General features: G+C 36.7%; 17 protein-coding genes and 4 pseudogenes. 8 read left to right on the forward strand and 13 right to left on the reverse strand.

Features of this window, described 5'->3' with window-relative positions:
- Positions 1-27 precede the first annotated feature (27 nt).
- The 3 genes from QUF86_RS22040 to QUF86_RS22050 are packed head-to-tail and all read right to left on the reverse strand — an operon-like array spanning position 28 to position 4,261.
- Positions 28-1,446, reverse strand: coding sequence for an MATE family efflux transporter (locus QUF86_RS22040; protein WP_289316805.1), 1,419 nt, complete (start codon positions 1,444-1,446; stop codon positions 28-30).
- A 42-nt stretch (positions 1,447-1,488) separates the two neighbouring features.
- Positions 1,489-2,961 (reverse strand): aldehyde dehydrogenase family protein, encoded by a 1,473-nt coding sequence (locus QUF86_RS22045; protein WP_289335676.1) that lies wholly within the window; start codon positions 2,959-2,961, stop codon positions 1,489-1,491.
- 13 nt (positions 2,962-2,974) lie between these two features.
- The gene (locus QUF86_RS22050; protein WP_141993366.1) at positions 2,975-4,261 is read right to left on the reverse strand and encodes an NAD(P)/FAD-dependent oxidoreductase; all 1,287 of its coding nucleotides are present in this window, start codon (positions 4,259-4,261) and stop codon (positions 2,975-2,977) included.
- Positions 4,262-4,447: 186 nt separating this feature from the next.
- Here QUF86_RS22050 and QUF86_RS22055 point away from each other — a divergent pair, with 186 nt between their 5' ends.
- Both QUF86_RS22055 and QUF86_RS22060 read left to right on the forward strand, forming a co-directional pair.
- On the forward strand, positions 4,448-5,680 hold the full coding sequence (locus QUF86_RS22055; protein ID WP_289335677.1) for a MerR family transcriptional regulator: 1,233 nt from the start codon (positions 4,448-4,450) through the stop codon (positions 5,678-5,680).
- A 160-nt stretch (positions 5,681-5,840) separates the two neighbouring features.
- Positions 5,841-6,091: pseudogene (locus tag QUF86_RS22060) on the forward strand (DDE-type integrase/transposase/recombinase); the annotation flags it as partial.
- A 361-nt stretch (positions 6,092-6,452) separates the two neighbouring features.
- Here the strand turns inward: QUF86_RS22060 and QUF86_RS22065 are convergent.
- From QUF86_RS22065 to QUF86_RS22075, 3 genes are all read right to left on the reverse strand, one after another.
- Entirely contained in the window at positions 6,453-7,097 is a 645-nt protein-coding gene (locus tag QUF86_RS22065) for an Ig-like domain-containing protein (RefSeq protein WP_289335678.1), read from the reverse strand.
- Positions 7,098-7,388: 291 nt separating this feature from the next.
- Positions 7,389-7,805, reverse strand: a complete 417-nt coding sequence (locus QUF86_RS22070; RefSeq protein ID WP_054397148.1) for a hypothetical protein — start codon at positions 7,803-7,805, stop codon at positions 7,389-7,391.
- Between the two features lie 232 nt (positions 7,806-8,037).
- The gene (locus QUF86_RS22075; RefSeq protein ID WP_289335679.1) at positions 8,038-8,277 is read right to left on the reverse strand and encodes a hypothetical protein; all 240 of its coding nucleotides are present in this window, start codon (positions 8,275-8,277) and stop codon (positions 8,038-8,040) included.
- A 546-nt stretch (positions 8,278-8,823) separates the two neighbouring features.
- On the opposite strand from QUF86_RS22075, the gene QUF86_RS22080 reads away from it, so the two are divergent.
- Complete coding sequence (locus QUF86_RS22080) at positions 8,824-9,306, forward strand: DUF456 domain-containing protein (RefSeq protein WP_289316811.1); 483 nt, start codon at positions 8,824-8,826, stop codon at positions 9,304-9,306.
- 259 nt (positions 9,307-9,565) lie between these two features.
- On the opposite strand, the pseudogene QUF86_RS22085 reads toward QUF86_RS22080, so the two are convergent.
- The 4 genes and pseudogenes from QUF86_RS22085 to QUF86_RS22100 form a co-directional block, all read right to left on the reverse strand.
- Positions 9,566-10,107, reverse strand: a pseudogene (locus tag QUF86_RS22085) (recombinase family protein).
- A 307-nt stretch (positions 10,108-10,414) separates the two neighbouring features.
- Complete coding sequence (locus tag QUF86_RS22090; RefSeq protein ID WP_289316812.1) at positions 10,415-10,612, reverse strand: IDEAL domain-containing protein; 198 nt, start codon at positions 10,610-10,612, stop codon at positions 10,415-10,417.
- A gap of 552 nt (positions 10,613-11,164) precedes the next feature.
- Positions 11,165-11,851 (reverse strand): annotated as a pseudogene (locus tag QUF86_RS22095) (IS110 family RNA-guided transposase); the annotation flags it as partial.
- A 297-nt stretch (positions 11,852-12,148) separates the two neighbouring features.
- Entirely contained in the window at positions 12,149-12,421 is a 273-nt protein-coding gene (locus QUF86_RS22100) for an HU family DNA-binding protein (RefSeq protein ID WP_289335680.1), read from the reverse strand.
- A 934-nt stretch (positions 12,422-13,355) separates the two neighbouring features.
- On the opposite strand from QUF86_RS22100, the gene QUF86_RS22105 reads away from it, so the two are divergent.
- The 3 genes from QUF86_RS22105 to QUF86_RS22115 all read left to right on the forward strand — a co-directional run bounded on the left by QUF86_RS22105 (position 13,356) and on the right by QUF86_RS22115 (position 14,896).
- A complete protein-coding gene (locus tag QUF86_RS22105) occupies positions 13,356-13,784 on the forward strand; it encodes a MarR family winged helix-turn-helix transcriptional regulator (RefSeq protein WP_056529680.1) in 429 nt (142 codons plus the stop codon).
- A gap of 77 nt (positions 13,785-13,861) precedes the next feature.
- A complete protein-coding gene (locus QUF86_RS22110; RefSeq protein ID WP_289316825.1) occupies positions 13,862-14,503 on the forward strand; it encodes a nitroreductase family protein in 642 nt (213 codons plus the stop codon).
- A gap of 99 nt (positions 14,504-14,602) precedes the next feature.
- The gene (locus QUF86_RS22115; protein ID WP_289335681.1) at positions 14,603-14,896 is read left to right on the forward strand and encodes a putative quinol monooxygenase; all 294 of its coding nucleotides are present in this window, start codon (positions 14,603-14,605) and stop codon (positions 14,894-14,896) included.
- Between the two features lie 616 nt (positions 14,897-15,512).
- Here the strand turns inward: QUF86_RS22115 and QUF86_RS22120 are convergent.
- Together QUF86_RS22120 and QUF86_RS22125 are read right to left on the reverse strand one after the other, a co-directional pair.
- A pseudogene (locus tag QUF86_RS22120) lies at positions 15,513-15,662 on the reverse strand (IS110 family transposase); the annotation flags it as partial.
- 471 nt (positions 15,663-16,133) lie between these two features.
- Positions 16,134-16,340 (reverse strand): hypothetical protein, encoded by a 207-nt coding sequence (locus QUF86_RS22125; RefSeq protein ID WP_289335682.1) that lies wholly within the window; start codon positions 16,338-16,340, stop codon positions 16,134-16,136.
- Positions 16,341-16,402: 62 nt separating this feature from the next.
- Here QUF86_RS22125 and QUF86_RS22130 point away from each other — a divergent pair, with 62 nt between their 5' ends.
- A complete protein-coding gene (locus QUF86_RS22130) occupies positions 16,403-16,960 on the forward strand; it encodes a tyrosine-type recombinase/integrase (protein WP_289335683.1) in 558 nt (185 codons plus the stop codon).
- 41 nt (positions 16,961-17,001) lie between these two features.
- Complete coding sequence (locus QUF86_RS28695) at positions 17,002-17,364, forward strand: tyrosine-type recombinase/integrase (RefSeq protein ID WP_353957701.1); 363 nt, start codon at positions 17,002-17,004, stop codon at positions 17,362-17,364.
- Positions 17,365-17,916: 552 nt separating this feature from the next.
- On the opposite strand, the gene QUF86_RS22135 is transcribed toward QUF86_RS28695, so the two are convergent.
- The gene (locus QUF86_RS22135; RefSeq protein WP_283901614.1) at positions 17,917-18,474 is read right to left on the reverse strand and encodes a DUF5381 family protein; all 558 of its coding nucleotides are present in this window, start codon (positions 18,472-18,474) and stop codon (positions 17,917-17,919) included.
- Between the last annotated feature and the right edge of the window lie 5 nt (positions 18,475-18,479).

The following is an 18,479-nucleotide window of genomic DNA, read 5'->3' on the forward strand; positions in this document are numbered from 1 at the left end:
TTATAGGTAATTTTGAAGGAATAGGTTTTATAAACGTACTGTCTTAACATTTGTATCATTTAAACGTTTGAACTCTTTTTTCATAAAGTATATGGCAATGAGAAGGCCTGGAATTTCTGCAGCAGGAGCTGCGTACCATATACCTTCTACACCCCAGAATTTCGGGAAAATAAATAGAAACGGGAACATGAACAACAGCATTTTGCTAACACTAATAAACGTTGCGGACCAGTTTCTCTCTTGTGCTTCGAAATAACCGGAGATAAGCAAGCTGACTGCATTAAGCGTAAACAAAGAATTGAATACAACTGTCGTCCAAATGCCCAGTTTCTGCAATTCAGGATTACCAACGGAAAAAAATGACACAATTGGATCTGCAAAAATGATTAGTATAGCTGTCACAATCACAAAGAAGGCAACCGTAAAAATGAGTCCCATCTTAATTGCTTGTTTAACACGATCAAGGTTGCCTGCACCGTAATTATAACTAATGATCGGTTGAAGTCCTGTCATCCCACCGAGCGCTGCTAAGGCGAGCATATTTGTAATGTAACCGTTTTGAATAGTGAAAGCGGCAACGTGCAGCCCACCACCGTAGCTTTGCAGCATGTTGTTGAAGAAAATAATGGCAAAAAACATCATGAACAGACTCGAGAAAGATGCAAAGCCCGTCCAAGCCACTTCACCGATCGTCTTGAGATTAATCATCATATCTTTCATTTTTGGCTTAAGTTTTGTTTTACCAAACCAGAAATAACAGATCAGGAAAACAGGAATCGATTGCGAAATCGTATTGGCCCATGAGGAACCCATCATCCCCATGTCATACTTCGTTACCATAATCCATTCTGTAATCCCACCAACAACTGCTGCGACTAACCAACTGTTCATTGATAATACAGGTTTTTCATCGATATTTGTTAAAACACTTAATACAACGGCCAATATCGTTAATGGCAATGAAATCCAGAGCAGTCGGCTATATTGCACCGCATATGGAAGCGCTTCATCACTTGCTCCGAATAAGGTCATAATTTGATTTTCAAAGACCACTCCAATTACAGCTAGCAAAATGGAGAAGAAAAGAGTAAACCATAATGTTTGTCCCATAATACCTCTAGCTTCTTCGATTTTCCCTTTACCAAGTCGAAGTGAAATGACCGCTCCGGCTCCCACACCCAAAAGAACGCCAAGCATACGGGTAATAACCATGACCGTAAATCCAATTCCAATCCCTTCGACTTCCAGCTCCTGAAAGCCACTGACGAAATAGCCATCGACAACCGCTGCAACTCCTAGAATCGCGTTAGCCATAATTCCTGCCAAAGCAAATCGTAAATATAGTAACGGAATACTTTTGGTTCCCAGCACTGAATCATACGCTGGCTTATTCATTACTTCTACTTGCTCTTTCTTCGATGACGGACGGTTGTCTGCTATTTCCATGAGCATGTCCCCCTATAAATAATTGATGTAAGTTAAGCTCAATTAATTCGCATACCAACCTACAGGCTTGGCATGCTGGTGGATATTGATTTGCTTCGTTTCCATAAAGTGCTCCAGCCCAGCAGCACCTAGCGCTCGGCCGATTCCACTTTGCTTATATCCTCCCCAAGGACCTTCAACATAAGCGAGATGATAACTATTAATCCAAGTAATTCCCGCACGCAATTTACTAATGACACGTTTTGCTCGATCCATATCTTCAGTAAATACAGCACCGGCTAATCCATAAATGGAATCATTCGCTTTTTGGATGGCATCTTCCTCATTTTTAAATTTCTGTACAACAAGGACTGGACCAAAGATCTCTTCCTTAACAATACGCATATTCGCATTTACGTCAGCAAAGATCGTTGGCGCAATAAAAAATCCTCGATCAAGCCCATTTTCTGTTAAGCGCTTACCACCACAAACTAATTTTGCACCCTCTTCGATTCCGCTCTTGATGTAATGTAAAACTTCATTCATATGAGGCTCGTTTGTGAGGGCTCCCATTTCAATGTTTTCGCTTTCCCCGTTGCCAACTACAATTTTGCTTGCACGCTCGGCCAATCTTTCAACAAACTTATCGTAAATGGACTCCTGTACAAGCAAACGAGATGCAGCTGAACAAACTTGCCCAGCATTGTGGAAAATACCAAACATCGCATTCTCGACTGCAGTTTCAAAATCCACATCGTCGAACACAATAAGTGGAGATTTACCACCCAGTTCAAGTGTGATTTTTTTCATATTGCCCGCAGCTGCGCGCATAATGCTTTGGCCTGTTTTTGTTCCGCCGGTAAAGGCAACCTTGTCAACATCATGGCTCTCGGCAAGCTCATTCCCAACTTTTGATCCAGGTCCCAATACCAAGTTTGCCACTCCTGCCGGAAGTCCAATCTCTTCGATAATTTCAAATAATTTGAATACGCTTACAGGAGTGACCTCAGCAGGCTTAAGTACAATTGTATTCCCTGCGGCGAGTGCAGGAGCAATTTGCCAAACAGCTAACATAAGCGGGAAGTTCCAAGGTACAATAAGTCCACAAACACCAATCGGTTCATGAATAATAATTGTTTCCGAAGAATCAGCACGAGTGTAAGATTCCTTTTTCATGCCTTTGATTAAGTCAGCATAATATCGGAAGCATTGAATCGATACCGGAATATCCGCATAAGTGGTTGCGCGAATAACCTTACCGTTATTTGCAGTTTCCAAACGAGCAATTTCAGCTGCCTTCTCTTCAAGACGGTCTGCAATCTTATAGAGATAGTCAGCTCTTTCTTCAGCTGATAAATTCGACCAGATCCCGCTGTCAAACGCTTTACGAGCCGCCTTGATTGCAATCTTCGCATCGTCTGCTGATCCATCAGCAGACGTTGCGATCACCTCTCCGGTTGCAGGATTGATAATGTTTCGTCTAGCACCGGATAACGCTTCTACCCATTTCCCGTCAATGAACATGTTAATTTTCATAAACAAGTCTCCTTTACGCAATAATATCTTTCAGTTTGAAACCAATATGTGCTAGATTTACCAGCATAGTTTTCTGATTATAGAACGGGAATGATTTGAGGCGTTCCTTTTCAAATCGATATCCACCTGCACTCCCCGTAACGATCCATTGTGCCAATAACTTACCAAACAATGTCGAGAGGGAAGCGCCGTGGCCCGTATAACCCGTTGCGAAATATGCTCCTTCTTTGGATCTGCCGATAACCGGGAACGTATCAATTGTAACCCCGATAAAACCACCCCAACGGAAATCAATCTTGCTTCCTGCTAGTTTTGGCATTATTTTAACCATGGCATCGTAAACACTTTGATAAACGGTATCGCCTAAGTTTGGACGAATATCGCCACCGCCAAATACGATCCGATTATCTGGTGTACGTCGGAAATAGTAAAGGAAATTGCTTGTATCAAAAACCATGCGATCTTTAGGAATGACGGTACTCACCAGTGATTCTGGAAGCTGTTCAGTAGCAATAATACGTGCCGATATTGGCAGTACGCCTTTGTTCAGTTCATTCATGATTTTTCCGGAGTAACCATCTGTAGCGACAATAATGTCTTTCGCAGTAACAGCACCTTTTTCTGTTACAACTTTCACACTGTTTTGACCGTACTCAATAGATAGTGCTTTCGAATGCTCAAAGATTTTTGCACCAATCGATTTAGCTGCTTCTCCCAAACCAATTGCATAGTTCAGTGGCTGGAACGAGTAACTCGAGTTGTCGACTAAGCAGCCATAATAAAGTGGGGAATCGATCTCTTGATGCAACTGACTTCGATCAAGCACGCTTGATTCGTACCCGAAATTTTTGTTTAAGTATTCGCTTTCATGTTTCAACCCTTCAAAATGCTTGACTTTGTAAGCCGCCACAATGTGACCTGTCTTTCTAAAGTTACAGTTGATTTGATGCTCGTCAATGATTTTTTTAACCAGTTCAACACTAAACAGGGAGAGATCGTTAAGCTGTCTCGCCTCGTCGACACCATACTTTTTGGCAAGCTCCTGCACCGTTGGCTTATAGCCTGGCAATACCATCCCGCCGTTACGACCGCTGGCGCCATATCCGATCGTTTCTTGCTCAAGGACAATGACACTCTTCCCTAATTTTTGCAAATGATAAGCAGAAGAAAGACCTGTGAAACCTGCGCCAATAATGACAACATCCGCCTCTTCATTTCCTTCAAGAAGCTTTTCTTTTTCATAGCTGTTTGCAGTCGCTGCCCACAGTGAGAGAGCATCCATTCGATCCATCTTATCCATAGCTAGTTCTTCTCCTTTTGTGACATGTATGCTATAATACAGTCGAATTTTATTCGCAATATTCACACTTCTTGAGTCCATCATATGACTTGGAGTTTCCTCCATGTCAATAGCCATTTGAGAGTTTTTTGAATTCATTTTCGTAAAAAAGTGGAGTAACTCCACTTTCTTCATTGGGGGGCATCTATGAAAATTGGTACATTTGCAAAGCTTTTTCATGTTACGACCGATACCGTTCGTTATTACATTGAACAGGGATTATTAATACCAGACAAAAAAAACACCCAGTATCAAATGAACCAATTGTGTCTTGACGACATGGCTTTTATTACTGAGCTGAAAAAATTTCAGTTTACACTGCTAGAAATTCAACAAATTTTATCGTATCGGCGTGTCACAAACTTCTCGGACCATGAGGATATCGACTACTATAACAACTTACTCATTGATAAAAAAAACTCGCTGACCAAGAAAAAAGAAGACATTTCAAAAGCTATCCAATTGATTGAAAAGGCGGTTCAAACCAGCTCTCCTTCATCCAAAGAAGAGAATTTTACAGGGATCCCACTTTCCTTTGTAAATCTGCTCTATTGTCCGAAGTGCCACATTCCACTTGAAATGAAAGATATAACGATTAAAAAAGTCTACATTCAAACCGGGAGTTTAACTTGTACCTGTGGATACGAGGCAGCTATCGAGGAAGGTATTATCATTACCGCGAACTTGTACGAGACGTCTCCTTATCCATCTTATTTTTACGATAAAGAAACGATTAAAGAGATCAATCCCAAAATGATTAACTTATTTGAAAAAAGTAATTTTTGGTTTCAAAAAGTTCTACAAAATGTAGATTTAAAAAACAAGTTAATCGTGGAAACAAACGTTGACGCTTTTGTGTCACTACCCAAATATATCGATGTTCTTGAAACGAGCGCATCCTATGTATTCAGTGGCTATTCGCTTGCGATGCTCAAGAAGGTTAGAAAAAGAATTGAGCGTATGAATCCGAAGCCAAATGTCCTTTATATTTTGAATTCTGATTTAAATCTTCCATTGAAACCGCTTAGCATCGATGTTTTTGTGGATAGTTTTACAGCAAATGATTTTTCACTGCTCAATCCGCAGTTCCCAATTCATGTTCTAAAAAACTATTTCCATAGCAGTTCAACAATTGTCGGCGGGTACTCCTATTATGATAACTCGGCCAAATCCTTGAAAAATATTTCAGCCTTATATCCAAATTCCCACGAGCATATTTTATATCCAAAATACATAGAAGAAAATATATCAGTCAACGGATTTCAAATTACGCAAAGTGAAAATATCGGTTTCTGTACAGATCCAGGACCTTTTTTTGATTATCATGTAATAGACGAAAAATTCCACATGCTAATGTATTTGGCTAGTACGAAAAAATAGCACACAAAAAGAGGCTGTCCGAAAAGTAGGCTAGTTCACGGATGAGACAGCTCCCATGTAGCTAAAATGGTTCTGGTACGAAAACTTCAAGATTATTGCAAGTAATCTCTAAATCTTGGACATACTGATACTATTACTCTAAAAAAGGTGCGTGATCAGTATGGAAAAGCGAAATTTATTTAAATGGAAACATGATCATCATGACAAACGAATCCGTCGTCATCTCAAGCAAACCAATGACTATTGGAGAGTCGATGAAACATATATCAAAGTAAAAAGTCAATGGATGTACCTTAACGTGCTGTCGATTCGAAAGGCAATACCATCGATTTTCACCTAAGCAAAACAAGTAACCACAAGTCTGCAAAGCTATTCTTCAAGAAAGCTTTGCAGACTTTAAATCGTAGCCGGTAGATTGTTTGATGGATGTATTTAATGTAAACGTAGACATTTCAAGAAAAACGATATTTGGTTCAGAAAATGGAAAAGAAAATCGATGGCGATATGGTTTGGTCACAACATATGGGACCCGCTTTTTAGGCAAAGGAAATAATAAAAAGTATCGTCTACCAAATGGAGGAATAGACGTCGTTCTAATTTATATATCCTTACAGATGAATGATTTTATATGCAGCAGCTCTTTTTTGTATTAAGCGTTGAATCTGTTCTAATAATCTAGTGCACCAACATTATTGTTTAATAGAATATACAAAAAGAAGAACGGTAATACTTGGAAAAGTATTACCGCTTTTGATATTGTCTTTGGTTAATATTAGCTTACCTTCGTTGTTTTACTTTTACTCTTGTTACCTGATTTATCTTGAGCGTATACCTTTATAGTAGAACCCTTCTTTTGTGCCTTGATTTTCACTTTATAATTTCCTCGGCTATCTACTACACCTTGTCCGATTTTCTTGCTTCCATTGTAAATATAAATGGATGCGCCTTTTTCACTCTTACCAGTAACCGTTACAGTCTTACTAGTTATTTTATTAACCGTTGGGATCGGTGGAGCTGTTTTGTCTATTACCTTAACTGTTTTGCGGGCGCTCTTATTTTCTGAAGCATCTAAGGCATAAACGGCAATAGAAATTCCTGCTTTTTGCTTCGAAATCTTCATGGTATACGAACCGCTTTTTGATGTGGCTTCTCCAATTGTCTTGGTTCCCACCACCGCATATACTTTTGCATTGGTTTCGGCTTTACCAGTTATAGAAGTCGAAGAATCATAGACGGTATTGACACTTGGGGCAGATGGAGCTGTTTTATCGATTACTTTAACCGGCTTACTTGCGCTCTTATTTCTTGCTACATCAACCGCATAAATAAGAATAGACGTACCAGCTTTTTGTTTAGCAATCTTAATGGAATAAGCACTGTTTTTCGCTGTTGCTTCCCCGATTTTATTGCTTCCCACCATCTCGCTTTTCAGCTTCTTCCCCCTACAAAATCACCTTTCTGAAAGTAACTGCCCATAATTTCACATAATTCTACTAGCTTCTTTTTCGATACCGCACATGTTTTTGAGTTCATATATTCTGAAATTTCAATTCCCCAATGACTTGATACCTCATAAACGTAAGGAGAGTAATGATATTTCTTTACATTTTGCAAGTCAAACTCAAAAGTCAGCTCCAGAGAGATTCTCCAAGGAGGCTTCTTTTTCTTGTTTTAGTTTAAAGTCGGCTCTCCATTTTCTTAGAGTACATTAATTTATTAGCATTTTATCTAATTCACGAACTTTATCATATGACTCCAATAGTTGTTCAGGTATTAATGTTCTCCCATAATCCCAAGCATTAGTTTCTATTTCAGATTTTAGCTTTTCTTTTTCTTCTTCGTGACCATACATTAAAATCCTTAAATCATGTTTGTTTTTCTTAAAATCTAAATAATAACCAATCATACGATAAAGAATAATTTTAACAAAGTCTTCCTCTGTCTCTTTAATTCTAATTTTCCCTTTATAACCGTTAACTTGAAGGTAATTGAATTTTATAGTATTGGTCGATACGTTATAACTCATAGGTGCACTTAGATTATTGTCAAATTCATAAATAATATCCAAATTGTGCTCATTTAATGTGTTATTAATTATCTTTTCGATATCGCTTATATAAAGCATTTAACTATCACTTCCCTTTTAAAGACTTACTTCATTATAGTTGTAGATAAGGTTTTTCTTCCTTTATTAATATAATAAACTGTTGAGATATTAAAATCACACAGTTAAAAACAAAGGAAATATTTACTATATAATACTGAAGTGGAGGGTAAGTCCTACGAGAAGTGTGATTAATCCCCTAATAGGAAAGGAATTTGCTTTTAATTACTCTTCCATACTTTCCTCCTTCTATTTATTTCACTTTAAAACTTTCTATCATTGGTTGTAATTCTTCTTGATATTGTTCTACCATCATTTCAAGTGAAGGCATTGTATTATACTTTTCAAGCCAAGAAACGTAATGAAGTGCTACATTATGCGCAATATCAAAGTAGGGGACAGGATCGTTGTAACCACTCTCTCTGTGAGCTGAAAATTTATCTCTGAAGTCTTTCATCGTTTGCCAATATTTTGCATAGTCTTCATGCGTCATGTTCAGAGCTTCCAAGAAGTATTCCCGTGCATGGTATTTGGTAGTAAAGGTAATCCAACACATTATAGTAAAGTGGATTTTACCTAAGAATATGATTATGTACCTTAGAAAAGCCAAAAATACGGTCTTATTTTTAACATCCATCGTGATCTGAATAAGCAAAAGGCTTTACCTACAGTACCTTGAAATATTAATTATTACAAATAATTGTCCTGTAATACGTTTTAATCCTTCTCTATCCGCCACCAATTGAGTAAATAATACATAAGAACTATATCTTTAAAAACAAAAAAAGACCCAAATCCTTGTTATATCAAGGATTTGAGCATTTGTTAGTTGATGACCTGTGAGGGATTCGAACCCGCGCCCCTCCCTGTCAATTTGTTTCATTAAAACTGGTAAGTGCTTTTGTTTAAAAAAGGTTGATGTTGAAGTATTAAGTCTGCTTCTTTTTATATACAAAGAAAGAATAAATGGTTTTTGTCCCTAAATAGAAATATAATTTAGTAGATATATGATAAGTAAGTATGAAAAGGTGGAGTTTTATTGGATATTTTATGGTGGGGATTAACGATCGTCTTATTTGCTTTAAGTTTTGTAGGAATTGTCTATCCTATTATTCCCTCGGTTGTTGCCATTTGGGGAGGATTTGCAGTTTATCAATTCCTCATTGATTCTGATGAGTTATCCTTATGGTTCTGGATCAGTATGGTTGTGTTGAGCGGTGTATTAATCGCGGCAGACATTATCGCAAATAGTTATTTCGTCAAAAAGTATGGGGGGTCAAAAAAATCCGAGACAATAGCAGCTATTGCCACGATTGTTGGTTCATTTGTCTTCCCTCCTTTTGGAATAATTCTCGTACCATTTTTAGCAGTCCTCGTTTCGGAATTAATCATTCAAAAAGATATAAAGAAGGCTACTAAAGTTGGGTTTGCTACTATAATCGGTTTTTTAGGCGGCAGTTTAGCCAAAGTATTACTTCAATTATTGATGATCGTTTTTTTTATTTTAGCGGTAATTTTTTAATTACTTATCAACGGCCAAATTAGGAAAAAGCTGACTTTCAACAGTCAGCTTTTTCTATGAACAGAAGTCCCATTGACCTATCCGGTACAAGATAATAAGAGAAAAAAGTGATGGAGGAAAAGGAACTATTAGTGAGTAAGTAGATTGAAAGGATGCCACTTTAGGCGATAATTTGCACTTATTTTAAGTGCCATTTTGCACATGCAACTTTAAAACCCAGCTACCTTCATAAGAGAAGATTAGCAGGGTTTCTTCATTATTACTGCTTTTCTAAATATCGATAAATCGTTGTTCGAGATACGCCCCAACTTTCTGCGACGTCTTTAATCGGTGTACCATTTTCAATTAGGGACTTCATCATTTCAATATCTTTCGGTCCAAATTTTTCAGGACGTCCACCAAGACGACCACGTGCTCTAGCTGCAGCTAGTCCGGCAGCCGAACGTTCCTCAATTAAATTACGTTCAAATTCCGCAAACAAATGAAACATCAATTGGCCAGTGGCATTGCTTTTTTCCATTGTTAAATTTTCTTGTAGACTGTGGAAGCCTACACCACGTTCATTTAAGCTATTCACAATTTGAATTAAATCTTGCATATTGCGTCCTAATCGATCCTATCGCCAAACTACAATCGTATCGCCTTCACGTGCATACTGAAGTGCTTCCTCTAAACCAGGACGCTGTCTTTTTGCCCCACTCATTTTATCATGAAAAATTTTGGAACAGCCATATTGCGTAAGTCCATCTGTAAATGTAAATTTTGTAATCCCGTCGACACACGTGTATATCCAATTAACACTCAAATCACTCTTTCTTATTTTCCCTTTTATATTTATTGTAACAGAAGATAAAAATAGATAGGTTATTGAACGTAGAATATTGAACAAAGTTTTGTTACGCTAAAGGCAATAAAAAACGTCCTTTACAAATCGAACAGTGGTGTGTTCAGAAAAGGACGAGTTTTGGAACAAATAATAATTTATTTATAATATCGTGCTTAATCGATAAAAATCAAATAAACGCCAATCCCTTATAGATATGGGATTGGCGTTTTGGCGTACTTCTTAAAGTTACAAATATGTTAAGTTCATTTTATAAACAACATTTCAAGAAATATTTTTCAATTCCTCTGTTAATCGTAGGAATTCTTCTTTGTTTTGATCCTGTAATGACTGGTCAATCTCTTTTCGGATTTGCTCTTTTCGGAAATCAAGAAGGGCTTTGTTTATCACCATTTCAGCAAATTCAGAATCCTTGACGTTTATTTCAGGTTGTGGTGGTGTATTAGCCAAATTCTTTTCCATAGGAAACCAACTCCTTAACCTTTTTTCTATTATACCAAAAGTTTTCAGATTATTCAAATAATTAGACAAGCAGCTCCAATGAAATAATCCGTTTGCTCAATGAAAATGAGTCAGTGAAAAATATAATTGAAAAAACAGGTAATAAGAATGACTATCTATAATATAAAGAAGAAAATATGAATTTGTGTAATTGTACAATTGTGTAGTTGTGTTAGAATTACAAAGTACAAATAAAGACTACATCCCGATTAAGGATGTAGGCTGGTGATACTTCTGGTTGTTACTTTCCAATTATCCAGTTGAAAAGCCTATATTCTTTAAATATATATAAGAACAATTAGTTGCCTAAATATAAAGCCTGTATCTTAGATTACCGAGTAATCATTGATACAGGCTTTTTTTATACTCCTTCTTGAACTAAACCAGCTAATAGGATGTCAATATCTTTCTCTAAAATTTTCATTTCCCTTATGATATACTATTTTTGGCCACGCCAAATACCCCTCCAAAACCCTTTTGGAAGGATTTTTCTCTGTTTCACAAAACCGTTAATTAGGCTAAATCTAGGAACGTTTCTTTTCTCTTTAATAGAGCGTAAATCCAATGAAGAACTTATTCATACAGGCAACGATTGACACTTTGGCCGGTTTTCCTTCTGATTTTTTCTTATCATAGAATTCTTTAAGCTTTTTGTTCCTTGAACTTCTTATGCCGCATAGTACGGCAAGATACAGAGAATGACGTAGTCTGCTCGAACCTCTTTTTGTCATACGATTAATGGTTGCCGTAAACTTACCCGATGAGTGAACACTTGGATCTACTCCAGCGAAGGCAACCAGTTTTTTCGGATGATTACCGATCGATTTCACCAATTTCAGAGATAATGGTGGCTGCGATTTTTTCTCCGATACCGGGAATCGATTGGATGATCTTATATTCTTCCAGTTCATTTGCCAGGGCCACTATACGATCTTCCAAATCAGAAAGGTGTCCCTGGTAATGAAAAAGCAACTCAATATACATACGAAGATTGATTACGTGACTTTCATACACGCTTTTTGAAATGGATTTCGAGATGCGGAATCCATTATTTTTTTGCTTTTTCCCATGCCCATTCACCCGATCGGCTAGAACAGAACTCTATAACACTCTCCGCTAGTCTACTTTCTCCGGCTTTTAATACGCCTCTGAAGTAGGATATTACTTTAACATCGATAAAGAAACCTCTGAATATATATCCTAATTTGTTCCGTTACTTTTAGCTTTATTAAAATCTTGCAATAGCATTTGATGTTCTAGTCCTCTCGCTATTTTTTCACCTCAATTTTCTGCTGTAAAATCTTCGACTTTATTTCAAATCCACAAGCCTAAAAACACTTTTCCCATTGCAGGGTGTAAGTCTATCCATCAAGTTACTGGTGTAGATTGTCGGTATGCTGCTCTAGCTTTCTACTATCTCAATAACCAACGTTTAAATAGAAAATACTCTGGAGACTCATCTCCAGAGTATTTTCACACTATTATAAATATATATATTTATTTAACGGCTTCTTTTAATTCCTTACCTGGTTTAAAAGCTGGAACTTTAGAAGCAGCAATGCTTATTTCTTCACCAGTTTGTGGGTTTCGGCCAGTTCTTGCTGCACGTTCACGTACTTCAAACGTACCAAATCCAATTAATTGGATTTTTTCTTCCTTAGCAAGGGTGTTAGAAATCGTTACAAATAACGCATCAACTGCTTTTGCAGCATCTTTTTGTGTCAGTTCAGCTTGTGTTGATACAGCTTTCACTAATTCAGTTTTATTCATTTAGACACCTCAATTTTATATATACAATAGACCCAAACATAACAAATATCCCCTTTGTTTTCCACTTCAAGGAAGGAAAGAAACTGGACTGACTGTTAATAATCAGTATTATGTAAACTAAAATGAGCTCACTTTTCTGTAACCTTATATTGAGCATAGTAAACAGAGCAAACCACAAATGTTGAACTTCCGTACTTGGACCTGTAAATTCAATTCATATTCATTATTGCATCCTGCGAAGAAATCCCGAAAGGACTATTATAATACTCCTAGACCACAGTTTATAAAAAAGCAACCGTTTTATATCCAAACGGTTGCTTTTTTTCATTGCTATAAACGATTCCAAATTCTCTTTAAATCTATTGGTACGAATACTTTATCCCCATGTGTTCCTTATGTATGATGAGATGTGAAAAGTATGGTTCTAAACTTAACCCTTCTGTTTTATGTCTAGCTGGATTTATTGATGATAGGAGCCCATTCAGTGCACTTACACCATTAGATTTAAATCTCCACACACATAACTTACAAAGAACTTGAATACCATTTACAGGCATCATACTCAATGAAATTTAATTGATTGAAGTAGCATACAGAAAAGGATGGAGCATTCGCTCCTTCACTTTCTGTATTATGGCACATAAATCGAAGAATAGTCTTGGTCTACGACTATCAGATGAACTTTTCCACTTTATTTAAGGGCAGTTTTATTATACTTATACCTTGGCTAAAAGCTCCAAAGGTTTACTGAGCTTTCTTGAAAAGATTGCCTAATCAAAAAGGAGATAGAGCAACATTTTGGTATAGATCATATTTAAGCAAAAGTTGCAGTACTAAAATACTTGCTTTATTATTTAGGGTATAGTATATTAATTGACGCATCAACTATTGAGCTATCAATCATTTTGTCTAACGTATGAAAAGAGGGTGTTTCTTGACGAATTCATGTTCTAATGAATCTTTTATTTTATATATAATGAACTGCCTTAACAAACAGATAAGTTCAAAATTTGAAAGTTGTACCGGCATTAGTCAATCAAGACATGATATCTTATATCAGCTTTATCAAGTTGATGAAATTAGTCAAACAGCACTTCAAAAAGAGGTTAACATTGACGGTGCAGCGATTACCCGGCATTTAAAACAACTTGAAGCGACTGGGATGATTTTAAGACGCAAAGATCCGGAGGATAATCGATTTACTCTTGTCTGTCTTTCAGATCATGGCCGCAAACAAATTATTCTCTACCAAGCTGAAAAGGCTCGTTTTGTCACTTTGATGCTTAAAGATTTTAAAGAAGAAGAACGTCAAGAGTTAACAGATATGCTGACACGCATTCAAAAAAATATAAGCCAAGTCTAACACTTGATTCGTTACAATTTGAAATGAGAATAACTATAAATTAAACTACTAAAGTTAAAAAGAGGAGACTAACAACTATGACTACTACAGCACAATTAACAAATGATTTCAAAGAAATTGTCACTGGACGCCGCTCCATAAAAAATTACGACAAATCCGTAAAAATCAGTAGGGAAGAAATGGAGGAAATACTTACCTTAGCGACACTTGCTCCTTCTTCAGTTAATATGCAACCATGGCGCTTCCTTGTAATTGATAGTCCTGAGGGAAAAGCAACACTTGCACCTCTTGCTCGCTTTAACCAAAATCAAGTCGAAACATCTTCCGCAGTAATTGCCGTATTTGGTGATATGAACAATTTTGATAACGGCGAAGAAATCTACGGTAAAGCTGTAGATTTAGGGCTTATGCCTTTAGAAGTAAAAGAAAACATATTAGCCTCATTTACTGGATATTTCGAAAAAATCACTAGTGAAGAAATGAAAGAGGTCGTTCTAGTTGATGGTGGCCTTGTATCCATGCAACTAATGCTTGCCGCTCGTGCTTATGGCTATGATACAAATCCAATCGGTGGCTATGAAAAAGACCAAATCGCAGAAGCTTTTGGATTAGATAAAGATCGATACGTACCAGTTATGCTAATTTCAATCGGTAAAGCAGCAGATAATGGCCATCAATCAGTTCGTCTTCCAATTGATAAAGTCGCACAATGGAAGTAATGTAATAAAGAATTCATTAAATTTCAACCGAGTATGTTATTTTTACTATAATTATATATTACGTTTATTAATGCTTAACAAAAGAGAGGATGACGTTTAATGATTATCATTCATGCCGTATTCAATATTAATCCAGCAAAACAAGATGCATTTCTAGAGGAGATTCAACCGCTAATCGTAGCTTCAAGAGCGGAAAGTGGAAATGTTTCTTACACTCTTCACAAAGCTACAGAAAAAGACAATGAATTTACAATGGTTGAAGTTTGGCAAGATCATCTAGCGGTTACAAGCCATAATTCAAGTGAGCACTTCACCTCGTTTGTTGGTAAAGCTAAAGAATTCCTCTCTTCACCTTTAAATGTTAACGCATTTGAAGGACAACCATTAAAATAATGAGTTAAAATGTATGGGATTTCCTATATCCCATCTTATAAAACAAAGAGTTGCTGCTTCGGTAAAACAAGCTGCAACTCTTGTTTATTTCTATTCCATTTTCTCGAACATCACGCGCTTATTCGGCGTACATAATCTGTGTGACAATTTCCATGGAAAGAGGAATGCAAATAGTTCCATTTATTTATCGAATTCAGTTTTCCAAAGCATCCGCCAATGTTGTATTAATCGGTTCTTCTTTATTTTGCTTCTCCATTAAATTGGAGATTTCGTTGTTTGACACTTTTTGATTTTTGTTGTTAATTATTTTGATGTTCATGCGAATTCTAAAAGGAGGGCTGAAAGTGTATATGCTTCATTCACCCAGGATGGGTATCATCCACAATGAAGCGAAATATCTAGGGATGGCCGGCTAATTTTTTGACGATTTTCTTCTATTATAAAATAATCTTTTTAAAGTCATTTTCATACTCTTTAACTAGTTTATAAAAAGACGTCTTTTTAACCCCTAATTCCGACATGGCTTTAACAGCTGTCATCTCTCCTGCTTTTTATAAATCATAGACTTCTTTAAACTCTTCCGTTACTTGAGCTTTCGGTCGCCCAAAGGCACACCTTCAATTTCTTTTAGAAATTCTAAAAAATGCTCTAACTCCTCTTTGATATGCTTCATTGAAAAGCTCTTCCCATAGGGTTTAGATTGATCTAAGAATGCCTGAACTTGACTCTCTCCTTTTGCCACATCCAGACCAACAACTGGATTCATTATCTTTACCTCCTCTACTTATTAACCAGTACCCCTAGTCCTCCATGTAGTGTCATAGCTTCGCTTGTTATACGAGATCTGCGTCCCAACCAGCCTCAAACATGTTTCTACAAGTAGGGGGCGGACAGTTTAGTTCACGGGATCAAGCCCCACGCACCCGTACGTCCTACCCTGGCTACTGATATAATAGATTCTATTAAAAAAAGGTCAACCAGTAAAAACTGGCTAACCTTATAATACGAACGCACCCGTTAGCCATCCATGAATCGCAAAAATCGGCGATTCACCACAAAGAATGAAAATGGTTAGGAAGTGTCAATACTGATACTGACCTTAATCCAGTCAACCCTAATCTATAGACTAATTAATTAACGCTCTCCTCTTTTTTTAAAACGATTGAGCAGGGTCTTCTTAAGTATTGTCATTTTTCATTTTTAAAGAAACTTATTTTCATGGTAGTTCTATAAGCTCTTAAAGTCCACCATCTAAACCGTCAATTTTCACCCCTCTACTCCAATCACGAGTGATTTTTAATTCATTATCTTTAGTGGAGATAGTTAGCTCTCCTTCTTTATTATAAACTTTAGATGACTCCTCGTCATAAAGCTTTAATTTTATAGTGTATTTATAATCAATTGTACTATCATCATTTTTACTTTGTTCTTCAAGGTTAAGCAAAGGCGGCAGCACGCCTTGTAGAATTAGAAATACAAAATGGGACATTTACCAAAGAATCCGATATGTCTTTTGAGCAATTCTCCCAGGACTGGCTTAAAACGTATGGCCGCAGTGGTGTGAAGATTAGCAGCGTAAGAGCTAGCGATAAGGAAATGAAGCATTTTATTAGTGTTTGGGGGCCGTATCCTATAAGCCGCATTACTAAGAAAATGTATGAAGAAAGGCTCCTAGAGTTAAACGAAAAATACAGCCAAAATTATATGGATGGTATTCATGCTTCCGGAAGAATGATTTTTCGGAAAGCATTAACTCAAGGGCTGATAAAAATTAATCCTACTGAGGATTTCAAAATGCCTAAAAAGCAGCAAAGTGTTGAGGAGCTGGAGAAAGCAGAAGAGGAAATTGTCTTTCTTGAAAAAGAAGAGCTTGCTCATTTTCTTAAATTAACCTATACAGATGGACTAGAAATGGATCCTCTTATCTTCACGGTACTTTCCTATACCGGATTACGAATAGGCGAATTATTAGCCTTAAAATGGGGTGACTTTAACGAAACACAAGGCACTTTTCGAGTTACTAAAACTCTTTATAACCCTAACAATCATTTTGAAAAATATTAGCTTTTAACGCCAAAAACAAGGGCTCTGTCCGTACGATTAAGATTGATGAAATGCAGCTCAACATGTTAAAAAAGCACCGGATTAAACAGAATGAGATTAAATTAAAAAACGGCCTCGTTTACCAGGATAACGGATTTACTTTTGCTCGAGAGGATGGGCACCCCCAATTAAGAAAAGTAGTGGAGACCCGGCTTAAACGACTGCTAAAAAAGGCAGAGATTAAAAAAAACATAACACCTCACTCATTCTGGCATACCCACACATCTTTATTAATAGAGGCAGGTGTAGGAATTAATGAGATACAGCAAAGATTAGGACATACTGACATAAATACCACAATGAATATCTATGCTCATATGAACTCCAATATGGAAGAAAAGGCCTCCCAACAGTTTAGCAACTGATGAAAGACCTTCTCCTATAGTTAGCTTTTTTATGTCATGGGTTGCCCGTTATTTTGGATAACGAGGACAAATCTGAGGACAAGAAAAACATCATATCAAATGAAACATTGATATAAAAGGGTTTTTAGACCCTAATTACATCATGCCGCCCATGTGGTTTCAAAGTGTAATATGTTTAACAACAGTAGAAAGAAACAGCATGAAATCAAAGTTTTACTCGTGCTAGCTGTACATCTTTAACTTGGATTTAACATAATTTATTATATTTCGTTAGCAGATATTCGATATGGAATTACTCACAAATCAACAAAGCGATGCAAATTCTACATGCATCGCTTTGTTGTAATGATTACACACTCTACATGACTTGTAGAGACCGCAAACAAATTGATGTAGAAGTTGTTTTTACCGCTCAATTTTTGTTTAAACTCTTTGACATAAAAGTACTAGCATATGAACAATCCTTTTTACATTGTGTATCATCGATAATGAAAAAGACAATTGGACGCGTATCACCAGCTTTGGACTGAGATCTTTTAATTTGAATGATCGTTAATCAATTTTCTGCTCTTGCCGCTCGTATTTGGCTACTCTTTGCAATTTATCTAAATCCACCTTACGATCCCATACTTTTTTTGCATTTTCTGTAATATAGGGATAAAGATATTGATCAACGACAACCTGATAATCCAGGTCATCAAGTAAATTATACGTACGAATTTTTATGGTTTTGTTATCAAGGGTGTCGATGACTATATCATTGATTAAATTCAGTGGATTTCTTACTATATCGATATTCCGGATATTCTTAATATAAACTGTACCTTTCTTCGACTTAATCGTACCATTTTCACCTTGGACAATCGTGAACAGGACCTTTCCTGGAATAAAACCTGGAAGTGACCAAAGCGTTAGGTAAAGGTAAATAGGAGTAAAGATGAGACCACCACCAAGGTAAAATAAAGAATACTTGGACTCAAATTTCAAACCGTGTATGATTAAGAAAAAACAAGCAATTAAAAAACCTACAGTCGCAAAAAACATCCACCCGTACATGAACTTTGACCCTTTTATCTGAATGGCGTTATTTTCTTTCTTAACGTTTACCAAATAAT

Origin of the sequence: Peribacillus sp. NJ11, from assembly GCF_030348405.1 — a bacterium.
Lineage (GTDB): Bacteria > Bacillota > Bacilli > Bacillales > DSM-1321 > Peribacillus.

Excerpts from the sequence above, each read along its gene's own strand:
- QUF86_RS22070 (WP_054397148.1), bottom strand. The coding sequence starts at position 7,805 with ATGCTTTATATAAGCGATATCGAAAAGATAATTAATAACACATTAAAT.
- QUF86_RS22115 (WP_289335681.1), top strand. The coding sequence starts at position 14,603 with ATGATTATCATTCATGCCGTATTCAATATTAATCCAGCAAAACAAGAT.
- QUF86_RS22130 (WP_289335683.1), top strand. The coding sequence starts at position 16,403 with ATGTCTTTTGAGCAATTCTCCCAGGACTGGCTTAAAACGTATGGCCGC.
- QUF86_RS22045 (WP_289335676.1), bottom strand. The coding sequence starts at position 2,961 with ATGAAAATTAACATGTTCATTGACGGGAAATGGGTAGAAGCGTTATCC.
- QUF86_RS22040 (WP_289316805.1), bottom strand. The coding sequence starts at position 1,446 with ATGGAAATAGCAGACAACCGTCCGTCATCGAAGAAAGAGCAAGTAGAA.
- QUF86_RS22110 (WP_289316825.1), top strand. The coding sequence starts at position 13,862 with ATGACTACTACAGCACAATTAACAAATGATTTCAAAGAAATTGTCACT.
- QUF86_RS22100 (WP_289335680.1), bottom strand. The coding sequence starts at position 12,421 with ATGAATAAAACTGAATTAGTGAAAGCTGTATCAACACAAGCTGAACTG.
- QUF86_RS22075 (WP_289335679.1), bottom strand. The coding sequence starts at position 8,277 with ATGACGCATGAAGACTATGCAAAATATTGGCAAACGATGAAAGACTTC.
- QUF86_RS22050 (WP_141993366.1), bottom strand. The coding sequence starts at position 4,261 with ATGGATAAGATGGATCGAATGGATGCTCTCTCACTGTGGGCAGCGACT.
- QUF86_RS22090 (WP_289316812.1), bottom strand. The coding sequence starts at position 10,612 with ATGGAAAAGAATTTGGCTAATACACCACCACAACCTGAAATAAACGTC.
- QUF86_RS22055 (WP_289335677.1), top strand. The coding sequence starts at position 4,448 with ATGAAAATTGGTACATTTGCAAAGCTTTTTCATGTTACGACCGATACC.